This window comes from Chroococcidiopsis sp. CCALA 051, from assembly GCF_003015105.1.
Taxonomy (GTDB): Bacteria; Cyanobacteriota; Cyanobacteriia; order Cyanobacteriales; family Chroococcidiopsidaceae; genus Chroococcidiopsis; species Chroococcidiopsis thermalis.
Genome location: NZ_PYCI01000143.1, coordinates 1 through 16,566 on the forward strand (window position 1 = coordinate 1; position 16,566 = coordinate 16,566).

At 43.5% G+C, this 16,566-nt stretch carries 17 protein-coding genes and 4 pseudogenes; 11 read left to right on the top strand and 10 right to left on the bottom strand.

Going from position 1 to position 16,566, the window contains the following annotated elements:
- The 7 genes and pseudogenes from C7Y66_RS32650 to C7Y66_RS25405 form a co-directional block, all read left to right on the top strand.
- Nucleotides 1-221, top strand: a pseudogene (locus tag C7Y66_RS32650) (hypothetical protein); the annotation flags it as partial.
- 75 nt (nucleotides 222-296) lie between these two features.
- Entirely contained in the window at nucleotides 297-485 is a 189-nt protein-coding gene (locus tag C7Y66_RS32655; RefSeq protein WP_233222847.1) for a hypothetical protein, read from the top strand.
- 35 nt (nucleotides 486-520) lie between these two features.
- Nucleotides 521-709 (top strand): annotated as a pseudogene (locus C7Y66_RS31365) (mechanosensitive ion channel family protein); the annotation flags it as partial.
- Nucleotides 696-878, top strand: a pseudogene (locus C7Y66_RS33545) (hypothetical protein); the annotation flags it as partial. The pseudogenes C7Y66_RS31365 and C7Y66_RS33545, both read left to right, overlap by 14 nt.
- Nucleotides 833-1,070, top strand: a pseudogene (locus tag C7Y66_RS33550) (hypothetical protein). The pseudogenes C7Y66_RS33545 and C7Y66_RS33550, both read left to right, overlap by 46 nt.
- A 280-nt stretch (nucleotides 1,071-1,350) precedes the next feature.
- On the top strand, nucleotides 1,351-3,771 hold the full coding sequence (locus C7Y66_RS25395; protein WP_146149876.1) for a DEAD/DEAH box helicase family protein: 2,421 nt from the start codon (nucleotides 1,351-1,353) through the stop codon (nucleotides 3,769-3,771).
- A 207-nt stretch (nucleotides 3,772-3,978) separates the two neighbouring features.
- On the top strand, nucleotides 3,979-4,317 hold the full coding sequence (locus C7Y66_RS25405; RefSeq protein ID WP_106547720.1) for a XisI protein: 339 nt from the start codon (nucleotides 3,979-3,981) through the stop codon (nucleotides 4,315-4,317).
- Nucleotides 4,318-4,341: 24 nt separating this feature from the next.
- Here the strand turns inward: C7Y66_RS25405 and C7Y66_RS25410 are convergent, their stop codons facing one another.
- Together C7Y66_RS25410 and C7Y66_RS25415 are read right to left on the bottom strand one after the other, a co-directional pair.
- Entirely contained in the window at nucleotides 4,342-4,881 is a 540-nt protein-coding gene (locus C7Y66_RS25410) for a DOMON-like domain-containing protein (protein ID WP_106547721.1), read from the bottom strand.
- Nucleotides 4,878-6,017 carry a phosphotransferase enzyme family protein gene (locus C7Y66_RS25415; RefSeq protein WP_106547722.1) on the bottom strand — a complete coding sequence of 380 codons (1,140 nt, stop codon included), beginning with the start codon at nucleotides 6,015-6,017 and terminating at the stop codon, nucleotides 4,878-4,880. Before C7Y66_RS25415 ends, C7Y66_RS25410 begins: the two co-directional genes overlap by 4 nt.
- 217 nt (nucleotides 6,018-6,234) lie before the next feature.
- Here C7Y66_RS25415 and C7Y66_RS25420 point away from each other — a divergent pair, with 217 nt between their 5' ends.
- Complete coding sequence (locus tag C7Y66_RS25420) at nucleotides 6,235-6,897, top strand: NUDIX hydrolase (protein WP_199197631.1); 663 nt, start codon at nucleotides 6,235-6,237, stop codon at nucleotides 6,895-6,897.
- A gap of 76 nt (nucleotides 6,898-6,973) precedes the next feature.
- On the opposite strand, the gene C7Y66_RS25425 is transcribed toward C7Y66_RS25420, so the two are convergent.
- Together C7Y66_RS25425 and ald are read right to left on the bottom strand one after the other, a co-directional pair.
- Nucleotides 6,974-7,873: an MBL fold metallo-hydrolase gene (locus tag C7Y66_RS25425; RefSeq protein ID WP_106547724.1), complete on the bottom strand. Its 900-nt coding sequence runs from the start codon at nucleotides 7,871-7,873 to the stop codon at nucleotides 6,974-6,976.
- 148 nt (nucleotides 7,874-8,021) lie between these two features.
- Nucleotides 8,022-9,113 (bottom strand): alanine dehydrogenase, encoded by a 1,092-nt coding sequence (gene ald, locus C7Y66_RS25430; RefSeq protein ID WP_106547725.1) that lies wholly within the window; start codon nucleotides 9,111-9,113, stop codon nucleotides 8,022-8,024.
- Between the two features lie 50 nt (nucleotides 9,114-9,163).
- Here ald and C7Y66_RS30660 point away from each other — a divergent pair, with 50 nt between their 5' ends.
- The 3 genes from C7Y66_RS30660 (at nucleotide 9,164) to C7Y66_RS25440 (ending at nucleotide 10,181) form a co-directional block, all read left to right on the top strand.
- Nucleotides 9,164-9,352 carry a hypothetical protein gene (locus C7Y66_RS30660; RefSeq protein WP_146149877.1) on the top strand — a complete coding sequence of 63 codons (189 nt, stop codon included), beginning with the start codon at nucleotides 9,164-9,166 and terminating at the stop codon, nucleotides 9,350-9,352.
- Nucleotides 9,353-9,520: 168 nt separating this feature from the next.
- Nucleotides 9,521-9,694, top strand: coding sequence for a chlorophyll a/b-binding protein (locus tag C7Y66_RS25435; RefSeq protein WP_015154741.1), 174 nt, complete (start codon nucleotides 9,521-9,523; stop codon nucleotides 9,692-9,694).
- A gap of 187 nt (nucleotides 9,695-9,881) precedes the next feature.
- On the top strand, nucleotides 9,882-10,181 hold the full coding sequence (locus tag C7Y66_RS25440; RefSeq protein ID WP_106547726.1) for a hypothetical protein: 300 nt from the start codon (nucleotides 9,882-9,884) through the stop codon (nucleotides 10,179-10,181).
- Between the two features lie 80 nt (nucleotides 10,182-10,261).
- Here C7Y66_RS25440 and C7Y66_RS25445 read toward each other — a convergent pair whose 3' ends face one another.
- The 6 genes from C7Y66_RS25445 to C7Y66_RS25470 form a co-directional block, all read right to left on the bottom strand.
- Nucleotides 10,262-10,852: a TetR/AcrR family transcriptional regulator gene (locus C7Y66_RS25445; RefSeq protein WP_106547727.1), complete on the bottom strand. Its 591-nt coding sequence runs from the start codon at nucleotides 10,850-10,852 to the stop codon at nucleotides 10,262-10,264.
- Between the two features lie 155 nt (nucleotides 10,853-11,007).
- Entirely contained in the window at nucleotides 11,008-11,877 is an 870-nt protein-coding gene (locus tag C7Y66_RS25450) for an ABC transporter ATP-binding protein (RefSeq protein WP_106547728.1), read from the bottom strand.
- Nucleotides 11,878-11,989: 112 nt separating this feature from the next.
- Entirely contained in the window at nucleotides 11,990-12,829 is an 840-nt protein-coding gene (gene ntrB / locus C7Y66_RS25455) for a nitrate ABC transporter permease (RefSeq protein ID WP_106547729.1), read from the bottom strand.
- Between the two features lie 5 nt (nucleotides 12,830-12,834).
- Nucleotides 12,835-14,436 (bottom strand): CmpA/NrtA family ABC transporter substrate-binding protein, encoded by a 1,602-nt coding sequence (locus tag C7Y66_RS25460; RefSeq protein WP_106547730.1) that lies wholly within the window; start codon nucleotides 14,434-14,436, stop codon nucleotides 12,835-12,837.
- A gap of 136 nt (nucleotides 14,437-14,572) precedes the next feature.
- Complete coding sequence (locus tag C7Y66_RS25465) at nucleotides 14,573-15,727, bottom strand: acyl-CoA dehydrogenase family protein (protein ID WP_233222848.1); 1,155 nt, start codon at nucleotides 15,725-15,727, stop codon at nucleotides 14,573-14,575.
- Between the two features lie 198 nt (nucleotides 15,728-15,925).
- On the bottom strand, nucleotides 15,926-16,468 hold the full coding sequence (locus C7Y66_RS25470; protein ID WP_106547732.1) for an OsmC family protein: 543 nt from the start codon (nucleotides 16,466-16,468) through the stop codon (nucleotides 15,926-15,928).
- Nucleotides 16,469-16,566: the final 98 nt, after the last annotated feature.

Sequence of the window (16,566 nt, forward strand, 5' to 3'; positions counted from 1 at the left end):
TTGACCAGCCAGTTTACAACTACACGCAAGATTTCCCCTATCTTTGGGAAGAAATTAGCGTGCCGATTTCTTATACAACCGATCGCGATTCGCTTCGCGACAGCTTCGCTTCACGCGCCGAACAAATTCTACTAGAATGCGCTGCCCGTCACACGGAAAATATTAATCAGATGAGTCAAGAATCGTTGAAAATAATGCGCGTTAGCGAAGCGCCTCCGTAGGAGGTTCGCTATTTTCTCCATTCTCACGATTTGACACCCAAGGTTTACTATCGCATTACTAATAACTGGCTAGAAATGACTGTCCGCTTTGTTGTCAGAGAACACGGGATTCGCGATCTCAAAGATGCGGTTAGCCGCGATATCCTCAAAGCTTTCGATATGGCTGGAATTAGAATTGCCACGACGACTTATAATGTTGTCGGATTTCCTCCACTTCAAATCGAGAATAGCTTTAGTAATCCAAAAGAAAATTCGCAGCATTAATCTGCTTCGTTATTTTAGGTATTAGATCGATAGCTATGAATATTCAAGCAGCAATAACAGCAGCATGGCAGAAAATTGGAGGACTAATTGATGGCTTTATTGTTATGCTGCCAAATATTATATTGGCATTTATTGTTTTTTTCATATTTTTCTTTGTTGCTCGCAGGCATCGGCAGCCACGAAATTTAGGCATGGTACTGGGGCGATTAGCTCAAGGAGTGGTTCCTTGACCTAGACTACCAGCGTTGGGACGAACAGCTAGAGCAAGACATTGCAAACGGTAAACTAGAAGCTTTGGCTGAAGAGGCGATCGCTGATTTTCAAGCGGGTCGCTGTCGAGAAATTCGATCCATTACACGACACGAAGATTTTGGCAGTGTTATGAGGCTTTAACTGAAAGCGCGCTAAGAGACAGCAGATCGGTGTTATGAGCTTCTGAAAGCCGATCCATCTCATCCGTCATTACATTTCAAGAAGATTGGCAAAAAGTATTGGTCAGTTCGAGCGGGTTTAGATTACCGAGCTTTAGGTATTGAGGTGGAAGGTGGTATCTTGTGGTTTTGGATCGGGAGCCATGTAGAGTAGGACAAGTTAATCGATCGGCTATAGTCAGCGCATAACAACCGTGTTGTAGCGAACAGAATTCAGATTCTAGCGACGATCGTACAAAGATTACTAGCAGCCGCTCAACCGCACTCGTTCCTTCATTCTGCTAATTGCGATCGCGGGATCGAACACGAGTTTCAAGGTTACTTACCTCTAGATGCTCAACTGCAAACCACAACAATCGTAATTGTAGGTCTAATTGTAGGACATCTATCAATGTGGGAATTTGGTAATGGGTAATGGGTAATGGGTAAAGTGTTTGTCTACGTTTGTCCACTTTGAGTCTAGCGATCGCACTAAACTTGGTGTTGATTACATGCAATTTGGGAATACTGGGATCGAGGGTGCTACAAGGTTATCAACACTTGAACAAGCCCCAGATTTACAATTATTTTTAGGTTCCAGTATTATGCAAACTGTTCAAGTTGAGTACTCAGGTCAAATCCAAGTCAATACAGGCAAAAACCCTAGAGAACTTTACGCTCATCAAAACGAGGCAATCAAGGCATTGGATCAAAAAAATAAGCTTCCTTTTGAAGGTTTATTGGTTTTGCCTACAGGTGGCGGAAAGACCTTGACAGCCGTTCATTGGTTACTACGTAACTTTATTGATAAGCGTAAAAAAGTTTTATGGATTGCTCATCGACATGAATTACTTAACCAAGCCTTGGAAACCCTGAAATTTAGTGCTTATCCCTCATTACTGAGCGATATCGAAACGTTCAGATATCGCGTAATTTCTGGTCATCCTAAGCACGATCGCCCTATCAACATCAAACCAACTGACGATATTATCATTGCTAGCAAAGATAGTCTCAATGGTGGACTGGATTATCTTATAAATAATTGGGTTAAATACTCTGATACAATTCTCTTGGTAGTTGATGAAGCACATCACGCGACGGCAAAAACCTATCGCAAATTAATTGATAGCATTAAGCAGAACTTTAAAGATAGAGGGAGAACAGATGGCTTTAGAATGTTGGGATTGACAGCAACCCCATTCAGAACGGATAAAGGCGAACAAGGTTTACTGAAGAAAGTCTTTCCCAACGATATCATCTTTTCAGAACATTTAAGGACACTCATTACAAGAGGAATTCTTGCTGAACCAATTTTTGAGAATTTAGAAACAGAACTAGATTTTTATCGGGAACTAACTAACAAAGATATAAAAGCAATTGAGAATTTTGATAAATTACCTACGAAGGTAGCTGAAAGAATCGCCATGTCTAGCATCCGTAATAAACGGATTGTTGATTGTTACATTGAAAATAGAGAAAAGTACAAACCACTCTTAGTTTTTGCAGTTGATGTTCAACATGCAATTGAATTGAACGGCTTATTTAAAAAACGGGGGATAACTTCTGATTTTGTAGCAGCAAAGATTACTGATGTAAATACGGGCTCTACAATTTCCGTGAAGGAAAATTTAGAGAAGATCGAGCGATTTAGGGCAGGAAAACTTGAGGTTCTCATTAATGTAGAAATGCTAATCGAAGGAATTGACCTGCCAAATGTTCAAACTGTTTTTCTAACGCGCCCAACTACTTCTACAATTTTAATGACTCAAATGATTGGTAGAGGTTTGCGCGGACAAACAGCAGGAGGTACAGAAAAAGCCTATGTTGTAAGTTTTATTGACAACTGGGAAGATAAGATTAACTGGGTTAATCCTGAGAAATTGATTGACATAGAAGGGGTAGAATTTGTCGATCGAGATATCGAGACAATGAAAAGAATTGCTCGACTTATCTCAATTGAGAAAATTGAAGAATTTGCTATTATAATGGATGATTCCATCGATACTACTGCTTTAGAAAAATTAGATTTTCTAAAGCGAGTTCCTGTTGGTATTTATCGCTTTTCTATTCTTGAGCCTTCTGAATCCGATGAGCCTGTGTCCAGAAACTATGACGTGCTTTTATATAGCGATACTGAAGAAGCTTACGATAGTTTCGTCAATGACCTAGAGGCTGTATTTAAAGGCATTGATATTGAAAATAGAGAAATATTAACTGAAGAAGAGCTGAAATATTTACTGGAACTTACTAAGGAGCTTTACTTCCCAGATTATCCTTTTCTACTTGGTTATAGAGATGCGGATGTTGAGAATATTTTGCGGTTCTATGCCCAAAAGCAGATGGAACCGGAATTCATTGCATTTAGCGAACGTAGAAAGTGCGATGTATCAATTGTGGCGAGACACATCTATGAGAATGATTTAACGCTTAAGCAAGTAACTGAGTATCTCACTTCACTGTGGAACGATAGCAAATCTTTTTGGCAAGTTTTATTTGGATACAATTATCTTTATTTTAAAAAACAAGTAGACATTGAAATTAACAAGCTAATTGGAGCTTACCCCGATCTCATAGTCACTCCCCCGATTGTAATTCCTGACACAGTTCCACTGGAAAGTCTTTCACTTATTGAAATTCGGGAAAAAGATCCGGCTGAATACCGAGATATTAAGGATGCTGTTTTTGCTAAACACATAGATGCAAAAGGATTCATTACCTGTGCAATTAGTGGGTTTAAGAGCCAGATGAGAAGGGATTTTCAAGTAGATCATATTATACCAATGTCAAAGGGTGGTTTAACCACATTGGAAAATCTTCAAGTGCTTTCCCGTAAAGCACACGCAGAAAAAACTCGGTTAGAAAATCTAAAGAGATAATAGATTGTATGCCTTGAGTGAACTTGCATCATGACAAACACTCTGTAGCGGACGGTTGAAATTCATTGGTAAGAATGCCAAAATTATCTACCGTCGCTCAACAGACTTGTTATCCCACTTAGTTCTCTGTGGGGTAGGACAAGTATTACTCAAAAATCAGATTGTTAAGTTAATTGTCTTTGATGCTGAAAATGAGGCGATCGCGCAATGGATACCCAGTCAAAATACCGAAGCATCATTAAGAATATTCTCAAAAATCATGCTGACTATCGTGCAACTCTACCTGATGGTTATACCTCTCAAGTTATATTTGACGATGAACGAGGGCAATATCTAGTTCTGGATATAGGCTGGAACGGCGATAAATATCTCCACGCAACACCTATTCATCTGAGTTTAATTGGTGATAAAGTCTGGGTGCAGTACGATGACACAGAAGAAGGCGTAGTCACCGATTTAATGGAAGTAGGTATTCCTAGAGAGAGTATAGTGCTTGGATTTCGACATCCAAAAGTACGACAGCATACAGGTTTTGCTGTGGCATGACGATCGCAAGTAGCGATCCATGAGTCACAATTTAATAGTAAAACTATCGCGCAGATGAAAATCGGCTTGCGTACCGCAATGAGTTAATGCCCAATATGTCATTTCACCAGATTTTGACTGAATCACAGACGCGATCGCAATTTCTATTTTCTGCTCTATTTCTACCACTTTATCTAAATCGAGTTCGAGATTCAACAATAAATAGTTGGGGCGATTATGTAAAATAAATGGTAGTGACGTAAAGGCTGTTTCTGTTTGCATTCCTTGACGATAATCTTCAAAATGATAGATGTTCCAGTTTCCAGAAGGTGAAAGGTTAAATTCCCAATATTGGGAAGAATCTTCAATTCCAAGAAAAAACTCTAAGCATGTTTGTTGCCATAATTCGTCTTTACGAGTAGGCGAATCTGTTAATGCTGGAATGGCTAATTCTGCTAACTGTCCCAAAATCTGGTATTGGATAGTAAGTTTATTGAACTGCCGATCTACAATACCTGAAATTTCGAGCTGAAGCGGTAGATTATCGGAGAGAAATGGCTTCAGAAAAAAAGTGCGATCGCTCATGTTAGATCTCGTTTTAAATCTCGCACGATCGCGCAAATAGGCGATTGTTGAGTTTCAATACTTTGAGTCAGCTGAAATTGTACCAGCGCCCTGACCAAATTATGTTCTGCATATTTCACCTTAGAGAAGTGAACGTTACCTACTAAATAGTCGGTAAAAAACCGCAATCCTAATTCAAAAGCTAACAATCGGATTGAGTCGTATATATATTCGTAATCTTTTTCAGTTAAAAAATCTTTTGCTTGTGAAACATAGCCTTGTAAAATAGCTTGGGCAAGTTCTGTTTCAAATCGTACCTCTTGCCATTGTTGAGTTTCTTCACCCAAAGAATTACAACTCGATCGCAGACAGTCACCAATATCGTAGTGGATTAAACCAGGCATGAGTGTATCGAGATCGATAACACTGACGGCTCGTCCGGTATTATTGTCAAACAGAACGTTATTAATTTTAGGATCGCCATGCATTAAACGCAAAGGCAATTCTCCGCTGATTTTTGCATCTTCTAAGACACTTACCCAATTTCTACGAGTTTGAATAAACTGCAAACAAAAATCTATTTCAGGCGACATGCTTTTGTCATGTTTTGCCAGCACTGCATCGTATTGCTGAAGGTAGCGCGGTGTAATGTGAAATCCTTCCAGCGTGACAGCTAGCTTTTCAGGGGGTAAATCGCTGATGAGATTATGAAACGTACCAAGGGCGTAACCAGCCTCTCTAGCGCGATCGCAATCTGTAATAGTGTCAAAAGATTGTGCGGCTTCGATAAAGCTAATTGCACGCCAGAATGCTCCTTCAGCATTCATCCAATATTCCCGATTATCCTGCGTTAGGATGACGCTCGGTATTTCCCAACGGCGATCGCTACTCCAATCTTGCAAGCGCTGGGTCGCATGGTCGGTAAAGACGCGCACATTCTGCATTACCAGTTCTGGCTGGTGAAATACATGCGTGTTAATGCGTTGTAGAATAACGTGTTTTTGAGTTGAGTTTCTCAGCGTGACGAGAAAAGTATCGTTGATATTACCGTTACCAAAAGCTTGAATCTCTACAATTTGACCTTCTACGTCAAATTGGCTGGCGATCGCCACCAAGTTGTCTATAGTTTTGCTTTTTAGATCGATCTCTTTTATCATATGTGTTCCGATTGTAGGTGCGTTTCGCCGATCGGTCGAATCACACCATTTGCCTTGCACTAAGACAAGCTGACAACCGGATATTATGCATCTATCTATAGGCTGAAGCAGGTAGCTTTTACTAAACTTTGCAATGTCAGTTAATAGGGAGCAGGGGGACAAGGAAGCAGAGGGGTAGAGCAACAATTGTCAACCATCAACTAACAACCAACGATTAATGACCAATGAGAAACAATTAACTACAGACAGGATTATGGGTTCCCCAGAATACAAATGGCTGGAATGGGCAAAAAAGCTAGAGGCGATCGCGCAAACTGGTTTGACTTATACCGAAGGAGTGTTTGACAGAGAACGCTATAAATCTCTACGGGCGATCGCGGCAGAGATTATGGCAACATACAGTAATGTCGAGCCTAGCTACGTTCTCGATTTATTTTCTCAAGAGGTTGGTTATGCTACCCCAAAAGTAGACGTGCGGGCGGCTGTTTTCCAGGGGGATAAATTATTACTGGTAAAGGAAAAAGTAGATGGTTGTTGGTCGCTACCAGGAGGTTATGCTGACATAGGCAACTCTCCTAGTGAAGTTGTGGTGCGCGAAGTTCAGGAAGAATCAGGATATCTCACCCGCGCCATCAAATTACTTGCTGTCTACGATCGCGACAAACAGGGACATCCGCCTTTCCCTTATGCTGTTTACAAATTACATTTCCTTTGCGAACTCATTGGCGGTTCTCCATCATCTAGCATTGAAACTGACGAGGTAGCTTTTTTTGGCGAAGATGAAATTCCTCCCTTGTCTTTGACACGGGTAATGCCTACTCAAATTACTAAAATTTTCCACTACCACCGCCATCCAGATTTACAGACTTATTTTGATTAACCTCAATGTAGAGACGTTACATGTAACGTCTCTACACTGTCTTATTTTGCTCTAGTCACCAGTCACCAGTCACTAGTCACTGTTGTTCCATCCACTCAAGACCTTCTTTGAGTTTATGCCGCATTGTTGCTGCATCTGCATGATAGCGGCGACCGTGACCGGGTAATACCCATTCAAAAGAGTAATCTAACAAGCGATAGGTAGACTTAATCAGTTCTGACCAAGAATACCAGCAGACACCTGGAAAACCTGCTAATATTTGGTCGTCATCATCCCAAGCGATATGATCGCCTGTAAATAGAAACTTGTCTTTGTAGAGTAAAACTGTATGCCCTTTGGTATGACCAGGAACGGGAATAACTAACAAATCGGGCGCTAATCGATCGGGTTCTGTACCAGCAATCTTAATTTCTACGTTGCGCGTACTGCTGGAAATTTCGTCTGTATGAATAACGCGAAGTGCGCCTCCGCGCCCCGCTTCGCTATCGCACTTAAATTTATCGTGATATTTCTGATGATCGGCAACATCATCGCGGTGGGTGAGATAGATATACTGAATTCCCCCCATTTCTTCGATTCGTTTTACCAATGGCGGCGTAAAACGGGGCGAATCTACTAATACGTTGCCCTCTGGACGCACAATCAAATAACTCGCTGCACCATATGAATTTTCTGCATGATAGCCGCAGTGATAGACATTTTCAGCTACTAAAATTGGAAAACTTTCTTGTGCAGATTTGATATCTTTTGGCTTTTCTACCGTACCAATTGAACTGGTAGGACAAGCAAGTAAAGCTTGTAGCGCCCTCAGTCTTTCTGTTTCATTTGTTGGTTGATGATAAACTGCCGATTGTTCGCCAGTACGGTTAAATACCTCTGGAGTCATCCAACGACAGGTATCGCAATCAATACAGGTGGTATCGACATAAAAATCCCCATCTGTATTTTGAGGGCGACGCAAGTTTATATGAGCCATATCAAACCTCTTTACCTACAGCCCAATTCCTAGCTAGGTCATGGCGGTTATTTACATCATAGTCATAACGAGTATGAATTAACAACGATCTGTAGGGGCGCACAGCTGTGCGCCTTTACAAATTGATGGCGATCGCAGAAAATTGCTACTAGCTGACCAAATCAGGAAACACCTGCTGCACGGCGGGATGGACTAGGCGATGATTTTGCACGTTAACACCAGCCGCTAAGAAAGGATTAACTTCCACAGCTTTCAGACCCAAATTTGCCAATTGCAACACGTATGGTAGGGTACTGTTATTTAATGCTTGCGTTGCCGTCCAAGGTACAGCTCCAGGCATGTTAGGAACACCATAGTGGACGACTCCCTCTTCTACATAAACTGGGTTGGTGTGAGAAGTTGGGCGTAAGGTTTCGATACAACCGCCTTGATCGACAGCAACATCTACAATCACCGCACCAGGATGCATTTGTTTGACTAAGTTGCGCGAGACGAGAATTGGCGCTTTGCGTCCAGGAACTAAGACAGCACCGATGAGTAAGTCAGCTTGAGAGACAACAGCTTCAATCTGAGCGGAATTACTGTAAAGCAGCTCTACTCTAGAACCAAATAGAGTTTCTAAGTAGGATAGGCGATCGACGTTGACATCTAAAATTTGTACGGCTGCACCCATTCCAACGGCAATTCGCGCCGCTTCCGTACCGACAACACCACCCCCCAGGATGACGACTTTACCTGGTCTTACGCCTGGTACGCCGCCTAAAAGAACGCCCCGTCCCCCCTGCTGGCGTTCGAGAAACCGAGCGCCAAACTGCACCGAGAGACGACCTGCAATAATACTCATGGGAGTGAGTAAAGGAAGTTTATTATTACCAGGTTGTTCTACAGTTTCATATGCGATCGCCGTTACGCCACAATCAATTAAATGTTCGGTCAAAGCGCGATCGGCTGCTAGATGCAAGTAGGTAAATAATAACTGCTCTTTTTGCAAAAATTTATATTCCGGCTGGAGTGGTTCTTTCACCTTCACCACTAATTCTCGGTTCCACGCAGCTTCTGGAGTGGAAACGATCTGCGCTCCGGCGAGCTTATAGTCTGTATCGGTAAAGCCAGCCCCCGTTCCAGCTTCAGTTTCAACAAAGATAGCGTGACCGTTTTCGTGCAGTACTCGCACGCTAGAAGGACTTAAACCCACCCGAAATTCTTGGTCTTTTGTTTCTTTGGGAACGCCTATTTCCATGTGCTTTTCTTTTTGCTTTTCTTTTGGTTGGATACTCCTCTCTCTAGCTTATGCTTGACAACTCTCATCTTGTGTGTAAAACATTGCGATCGGCTTTTTCAGTTGTCAGGAAGCAGGGAGCAGAGGAAGCGCAAGGTCGCGCTTGGGAGAATTTAATTCCGAATTCCGAATTCCGAATTCTCCTCACGCACCACTCACCACTCAACTACCAACTACCCATTACCCATTCCAAACTCTAAGTTACGATTTTCTTAACACTAGCTTGCAGAAAAAAGTGTCAAAATATATGTAATATGGTTAAAAATTGTAAACGAAGATCGCGCTAGCTTCTCCAGAAGTTGTTAGACTTTCGAGGCTATTATCAACCGTGAGCTTTAGCAAATTCGTGTAATTCAAAGGATAAAAACATGACTGCCCAACCTCAACCAACAACTACACCTAGACTAGAAGAACCGAAGTTTGGCTTCAATGAGTATGCCGAGCGCTTGAACGGACGAGCGGCGATGATCGGTTTTTTATTGATGGTGGCGATCGAAGTTGTTACCGGACACGGCGTACTAGCTTGGCTGGGCTTGAAATGATTATCTAGCAGAAGTGCCGCTTGTATTGCTAGATATAGCGTTGACAGCAATAAGTTATGTGGGTGAGGTATATTGGTAGTACCTACAGAGCAAGACAGTACCTTAAAATACAAGCGGCTTTGAGCAGTAGGTCTTAGAATTATATTCAATCTGAGATGATAGCTGAAATAAAAGTAACCATATTGAAATGAACGCCGCACTACCTAGATTTTTGAAGTCAGCATATAGGAAAGAGCCGCTACCTGCCTTTTTGATCACGATTGGGGTAGTTAATGCAGTTATCGGCGGGTTTGGCGATCGCTGGTCTCTATTCGCGATCGGATTGGGAACTGTAGGAGTCGCGATCGCTCTACGATGGTGGATAATTTCGCAGAAGCGACAACCAGAAGCACCCCAACCCGTAGCTCAGCATTATTTACCCTACCACTCTTCCAATTCGGAGCTACCACCATTATCTGCACCCAAGCAGAGAAGACGCAGGGAATAAGTCAAAAGTTAAAAGTCAAAAGTCAAAAGTCAAAATTTACCTCTTGTCTCTCGCCTGGCTCACTGACCACTGATAACTAGTCACTGTTTAAGTGCTGCTTTTAACATTTGCCGCACGTTGTCAAAACCACGTTGCAGGCGATTGGGATGATTGTATAAGCGTCCTAACAATAGAGTGCCTTCGATCGCATTCATCAGTTGTTCGGCTAAATTATCGGGATCGATATCCGATCGCAACTGAGTTTGTCCTTGACGCAGTAATTGAGCGATCGCGAAATGCCATTGGTCAAACACCTGGATCAGATGTGTTTGAAATGATGTATCGTATTTTGCTAAATCGACAATTAAGTTACCTAAGAAACAGCCGCCACAATCTGGTTCGGTAAGGTGTTTTGCTTCTAGGCGATCGATTATCCACACCAGTTGTGCGATCGGATCGCTAGTATGTTCGGCAGCAGGCTTGATGATATGAGTCTTAATTTGCTGCCACTTATAGTCAATCAGAGCGTGGGCTAATTCATCTTTGGACTGAAAGTAATTGTAAAAACTTCCAGATGAAGTACCGCTGACGCTAAATAATTCTTTGAGTCCCGTAGATTGAAACCCTTGATGATGAATCAGATCTAAAACCGAGGCTAAAATATCTTCGCGAGTCCGTTTCAGGTTAACCATTTAATCAGTTATCAGTGAATGATGGTAATGGGTAATGGGTAATTGGTAATGGTTAGTGGTGCTTGGTGCGTGTTTTAATTGCGACTTGCGAATGCGCGACTTGCGACTTACGCTTCTCCCTTGTCCCCCTTGTCTCCCTTGTCGTTGTCATAAACCTACACCCGCAACTCCTCAACAGCGCGGGTTTCGCGAGATAGGTGTAATTCTAGTTCGGCTTTGAGTTCGTGATAGGCAGGGTAGCGATCCAGACTTTCGCGCTTGCGGGGACGGGGGAAGGGAATATCGAGTACTTCGACAATTTGAGCGGCGGGACCCCGACTCATCATTACGATTTGATCTGATAGTAACAAAGCCTCTTCAATACTGTGGGTAATCAGAATTGCGGTTTTGTGTTGTTGCTCCCAAATTCGCGCAATTTCATCTTGCAAAAAACCCCGCGTTAATGCGTCTAAAGCACCAAATGGCTCGTCCATCAACAGAATTTGCGGATTAATTGCCAAAGCTCTTGCGATACCGACTCTTTGCTTCATTCCTCCCGATAATTCATGAGGATGTTTCTGTTCTGCACCCCGCAACCCGACTAGATCGATATATTCGCGCACGATCTGTTTTTGCCGATCGCGAGACATCTTAGGATAAACCGTTTCAATTGCAAAGCGGATATTTTCTGCTACAGTCATCCAAGGCATCAGAGAATAATTTTGGAAAACGACACCGCGATCGGGACCTGGATGATGAATTTCTGTCCCATTCAGCATTACCACACCGCTAGTAGGTGGAGTCAAACCAGCAATAATGTTTAGTAAAGTTGATTTACCGCATCCAGAAGGACCGATAATTGAAACAAAGGTATTCGCTGAAATTTCTAAATTAATCTCAGCGATCGCAATATAATCCGGCGAAGTACGATGCAATAGCCGATCTACTAAGCTCTGTCTTCCAGGAAAGACCTTAAACACATCCTTCAACACCAACTGAGTCGTGTCTTTAAGTGTAGGATCGAGTGTATCAGTATAGGAAATCATATTAGTAATTGGTAATTGGTAGTTGAGAGGTGGCTGGTGGCTAGTGGCTAGTGGCTAGATTCTTTTTTTCGGTCTAGTCACCAGTCACTAGCCACTCTCTATTGGTAACTGGTCACTGACCAAAAGACACCCAACTGTGTAATAGTCCCAAGAGGCGATCGAGGAGAATTCCTACTAATCCGATAACGACGATCGCGGTGATGATGCTGGTGACATTGAGGTTGTTCCACTCGTTCCAAACAAAGCTGCCAATACCCGTACCACCGACAATCATCTCGGCGGCGACTATTACTAACCAGGAAATACCGATACTAATTCGCAATCCTGCTACGATCTGAGGTGCGGCTGCTGGTAAAATGACTTTGGCGATCGTCCGCCAGCGAGATGCTCCTAGAGTCCGTGCTACGTTGAGGTAGTCGCGAGAAACGTGACTGACACCAAATTTGGTATTAATTAACGTGGGTGCTATGCTCGTAATTGCAATCACAAACAAGGCTGTTGCTTCGGAACTTTTGAGGATTGCTAGTCCTAATGGTAACCATGCGAGGGGGGAGACGGGACGTAGCAGTTGAATAAACGGATCGACGGCTTTGGAAACGACTTCTGATAATCCGATCGCAATACCTAGAGGAATGGCGATCGCGGAACCGATGAGAAACCCGATCGTGACTCGTTGTAAGCTTGCTAGTAGGTGCAGACCGATCCCTTTATCGTTGGGACCATTATCGTAAAACGGATCGATAATCCAACTCCAAAAGTCGGCGATCGTCCGACTGGCAGCAGGCATCACAGGAGAAAATAGCTTCAATTGCACTCCCAATTCCCATACGAGTAACAACGCAGTTAGAAGTAAAAAGAATAAAATTGTGGCTTGTAAATTGGGATTTTGGAGCCAAGGATGAGCTGAGAAATGCGATCGCTGCTTGGATAATCGTCGGGAGTTGTCCACCATTACCTCTAAACCTTGAACTGTTTTTTCTGTTCTTGTAAATAGGCTTCAACTTTACCAGGGTCAAAGTCACCATTTTTCAGTTTTTCGATCCGCGTAGACTCCGCAGGTGGATTTTGTCCCAATTCTTTCGCCAGTTCCCTTGCTAAATCTGTCATATAGACTTGGGTGGCAATTTCTTCATATTTTGCCTTTTCTGTCGGCATTAAATCCCAGCGTACCATTTGAGAAGAAATCCACTTGGCAAAGCTTTTCCACGGATAGGGATCGAAGCCAATCCGATCTGGTACGTCTAGTGTTTGTCCTAAACCATTGTCAAATTTACCCGTCAGCACTGCTGTAAGAACTGGTTCCGGCTGGTTGAGATACTTGCGTTCGGACATTGCCTTGGCGACTTCCTGACGGTTTTCGGCGGCGTTGGCATGTCCGGCGCTATCGATAATAGCTTTGTTAACGGCGCGGAAGGTATTCGGGTGGCGATCGATCCAACTTTGGCTAGCAGCGAAAGCACAACACGGGTGTCCTTGCCACAGATCTTTGGTGAGTAGGTGAATGAAACCAATTTTCTCAAAGATTGCCCGTTGCCCGAAATTATCAGGCATCAGGAAAGCGTCAATTTGTCCTGCTGCCATTTTTGCGACTGAATCTGGCGGGGGAACGATTTCTAGTCTTACGTCTTTGTCTGGATTCAATCCCCCTGATGCGAGGTAGTAGCGCAGTAACAAATTATGCATCGAGTAGGGAAAAGGCAACCCGATAGTCATGCCTTTAAAATCTGCCGCAGTTTTGACTTTATCTTTATGCTTGCTAGCAACTGCGATCGATTGTCCGTTGATGTTTTCAATACTGGCAAGTCGAATCGGGAAAGCAGAAGAACCTAAACCCAAAGTCATTGCAATCGGCATGGGAGACAGCATATGATAGGCATCGAGTTCGCCTGCGATCGCAGACTCCCTGACTGCTGCCCAGTTTGGCATTTTCTTCAGAGTTACATTTAACCCATGCTTTTTAAAAAATCCCAGCGGTTCGGCGGCGACGATGGGAATCGAACAGGCGATGGGAATAAAACCAATTGTTAAATCGGTTTTTTCTAACTTACTCGTAGCTGCGGCATTTGTAGAAGTTGCGGTTGGTGCTTGCGAGTTATTGTTACTGACGCAACTTGCAGCCGTGACAACTGCGGCGGCGGCGGCAACTTTAATTAAAAAATCACGACGGCGAAACTTGCTTAGACGGAGTGCATCGTTAAAAAACTGGGTTGAGCGATTGCCAAAGGCAGCCGCAAAAGCCTCTTCTAATCCTCCGGCAAGCTGGATCAAATCGTAGCAGATCTGGCGTTGTCCTGGTTCGGCGCGATCGAGCATCTGGAGTACCAGAGTCTTTCTGATTTCGGCTTGAGTTAATGCCCGTGCAAACTCTAAAGTTTCTCCTGAGTAGTGTCCCATTTTACACAGGTCGTCCACCAAATCTGCTGGATCTTGGGGCATTCCTTCTAGAAATTTTTGATGATCTGCAGCGATGTGCGAACCACCACAAGGACAGTTAGCGTTAGCGGAGCTTAACGAAGTTATCGTATCTAAATAGCTAAAAGACTCTAGTAGAGCCATCATAATTTTTTGTTGTTGGTTGTTGGTTGTTGGTTATTAGTTGTTAGTTGACGGTTGACGGTTATTATCTTCCTTGTCTCCCTTGTCTCCCCCCTCTCCCTTGTCTCCCTTGTCTCCCTTGTCTCCTATTTTTTGACTTTTAACTTTTAACTTTTGACTTCTCCATGTCGTGTAACATTTTTTTCAACTGTTTTAATGCTGGGGTGACGATCGCGACGAAGTACGATTCGCGTAGTTTTCTTTCGGCTATTCCACCGTGTAAGTAGCCTCTTGCGCCTACGTGTAGCATGGCAGCGTTTGCTGCCCGTAAGGAGAGTTCTGAGGCATTAATTCGGGCTTGAATGACTTGTTTTAGTAAGGAGCGATCGCATCCTTGTTGGCTCATCTGGGTAGCGATCGCGTAGGTTTTCTCGCGGGTCGTTGCTAGACTAGCAGCTAGGTCTTCTACTTGGTCGTCTAGAAAGCAGTTGACGTGTCCGTAGCGTTGATTTGCCCGTTCCATAATTTGGATGCAACTACCTACTAGACCTAAGCCCATGCCAACTTGCGTCAAGATAAACCCAGGACGGATACGATTGACGTATTCTTCGCAGGGGGCGGCGAGAATTAATTCATCGGGTACGAAGACATCGCGGAAGATACAGCTGTAAGTATTGCTACCCTCTAAGGCGATGAAATGGGCGTTGCAACGCAGAGTCAGTCCTGTGAGTTCGTCGGAAACGATCGCCATGAGGTAGTCATCGCTATCTGCTAGTCTTGCGGCAATGCCAAAGTGATGTCCTGCACCTAAGTTGGAAACCCAAGGTAACATACCGTTGAGTACGTAACCTCCAGGTTGACGTTCGGCGACGAGAGCGATTTTCTCAATTCCAGCAAAGTGTTTCATTGGGTTGGATAAACCCGTGCCACCTAAAACTTTACCTGTAGCGACTAAGGGTAGAAGGTGCTGTTTGAGGTAAACATTGTCACTATTCTGCATGTACCAGGTGCAGGCTATCTGACACCAAGTCATAAACCCAGTACACAAACATTCTTGGGATATAGCTTCGATCGCTTGGACTGCTGCTTTTAAGCCGTTGCCAGCACCGCCATATTCTACCGCAACCGCCTGCCGATAACCGCCCAATTCCCCTACTAGGTGCATGAAGTCACGGGGATATTGTCCTTTGAGATCGATATCTGCAACTTGCGGTGCTAATTGGGTAGCGATCGCTTTATGCAATTCTGCCAGCATGGTTTCGGGTGCTTGCGTCTTTGCTACTGCGCGATCGGATAGATTTGAAACTGCTTGCATACTAGATACTAGAATTCCTGAGCGACAACACAAACTCATGTATATTTAAATTTCTTAACATTATGACTTGCTTAGATTGGCAAGTCTGTCTTCTCAGTATCAATTTGCGCTCAATTCAGAGTAGAGACGCAATAACTTACGTATGCATCTCTACACAAATATCTGCTACCTCTGTGACTGTCCTCTGTGTTCTACTGCTCACTTAAGAGCAACATCTACATTTACGGGTAAGCGAAATGTGTTGGCAACTGGCGACCAGAAATTTGCATGAGCCACTAGATCTTCTAGTTCCTCTTTGCTAGCATCTCCTTCTAAATCCACTTTGACGCGGACATCGGTGAATCCCAACCGCTTCTCTGCTAAGTCACCAATTCCCCAGACACCCGTGATATTGATGTCACCTTCTAGTTCTAGTTCTAGCTTTGTGAGAGTAATTCCCCGCATGACTGCGTTAGCATGAATACCCACCGATAAGCACGAACCCAGACAGGCTAGCATTGCTTCTGATGGATTGGGTGCTGTGTCTTGTCCTAGCAGGGTGGGAGGTTCGTCAATAACGTGTTCTGGTAAGTCTCGAACGTAGGTTAAATTGCGAAATTGTCCTTCACAAACCGTCTTCACCTTCAAGGACTTGACAACATTAGGATTTGCCTTAGCAGTCGCCGCTAATTTCTCTAGCCCTTCTTTACTCACCGGACGCAGCGGCGCTTTTACTTCTGCCTTGACAGTAGTTTCAGTCATAGCCCTGACTCAATTAGAATGTTCTATCTAATTCAACCAGACTTTGTTTGGTAATGCAGTACACTAAGTTACCAAATGAGGGGAGTAGGGAGCAGGGG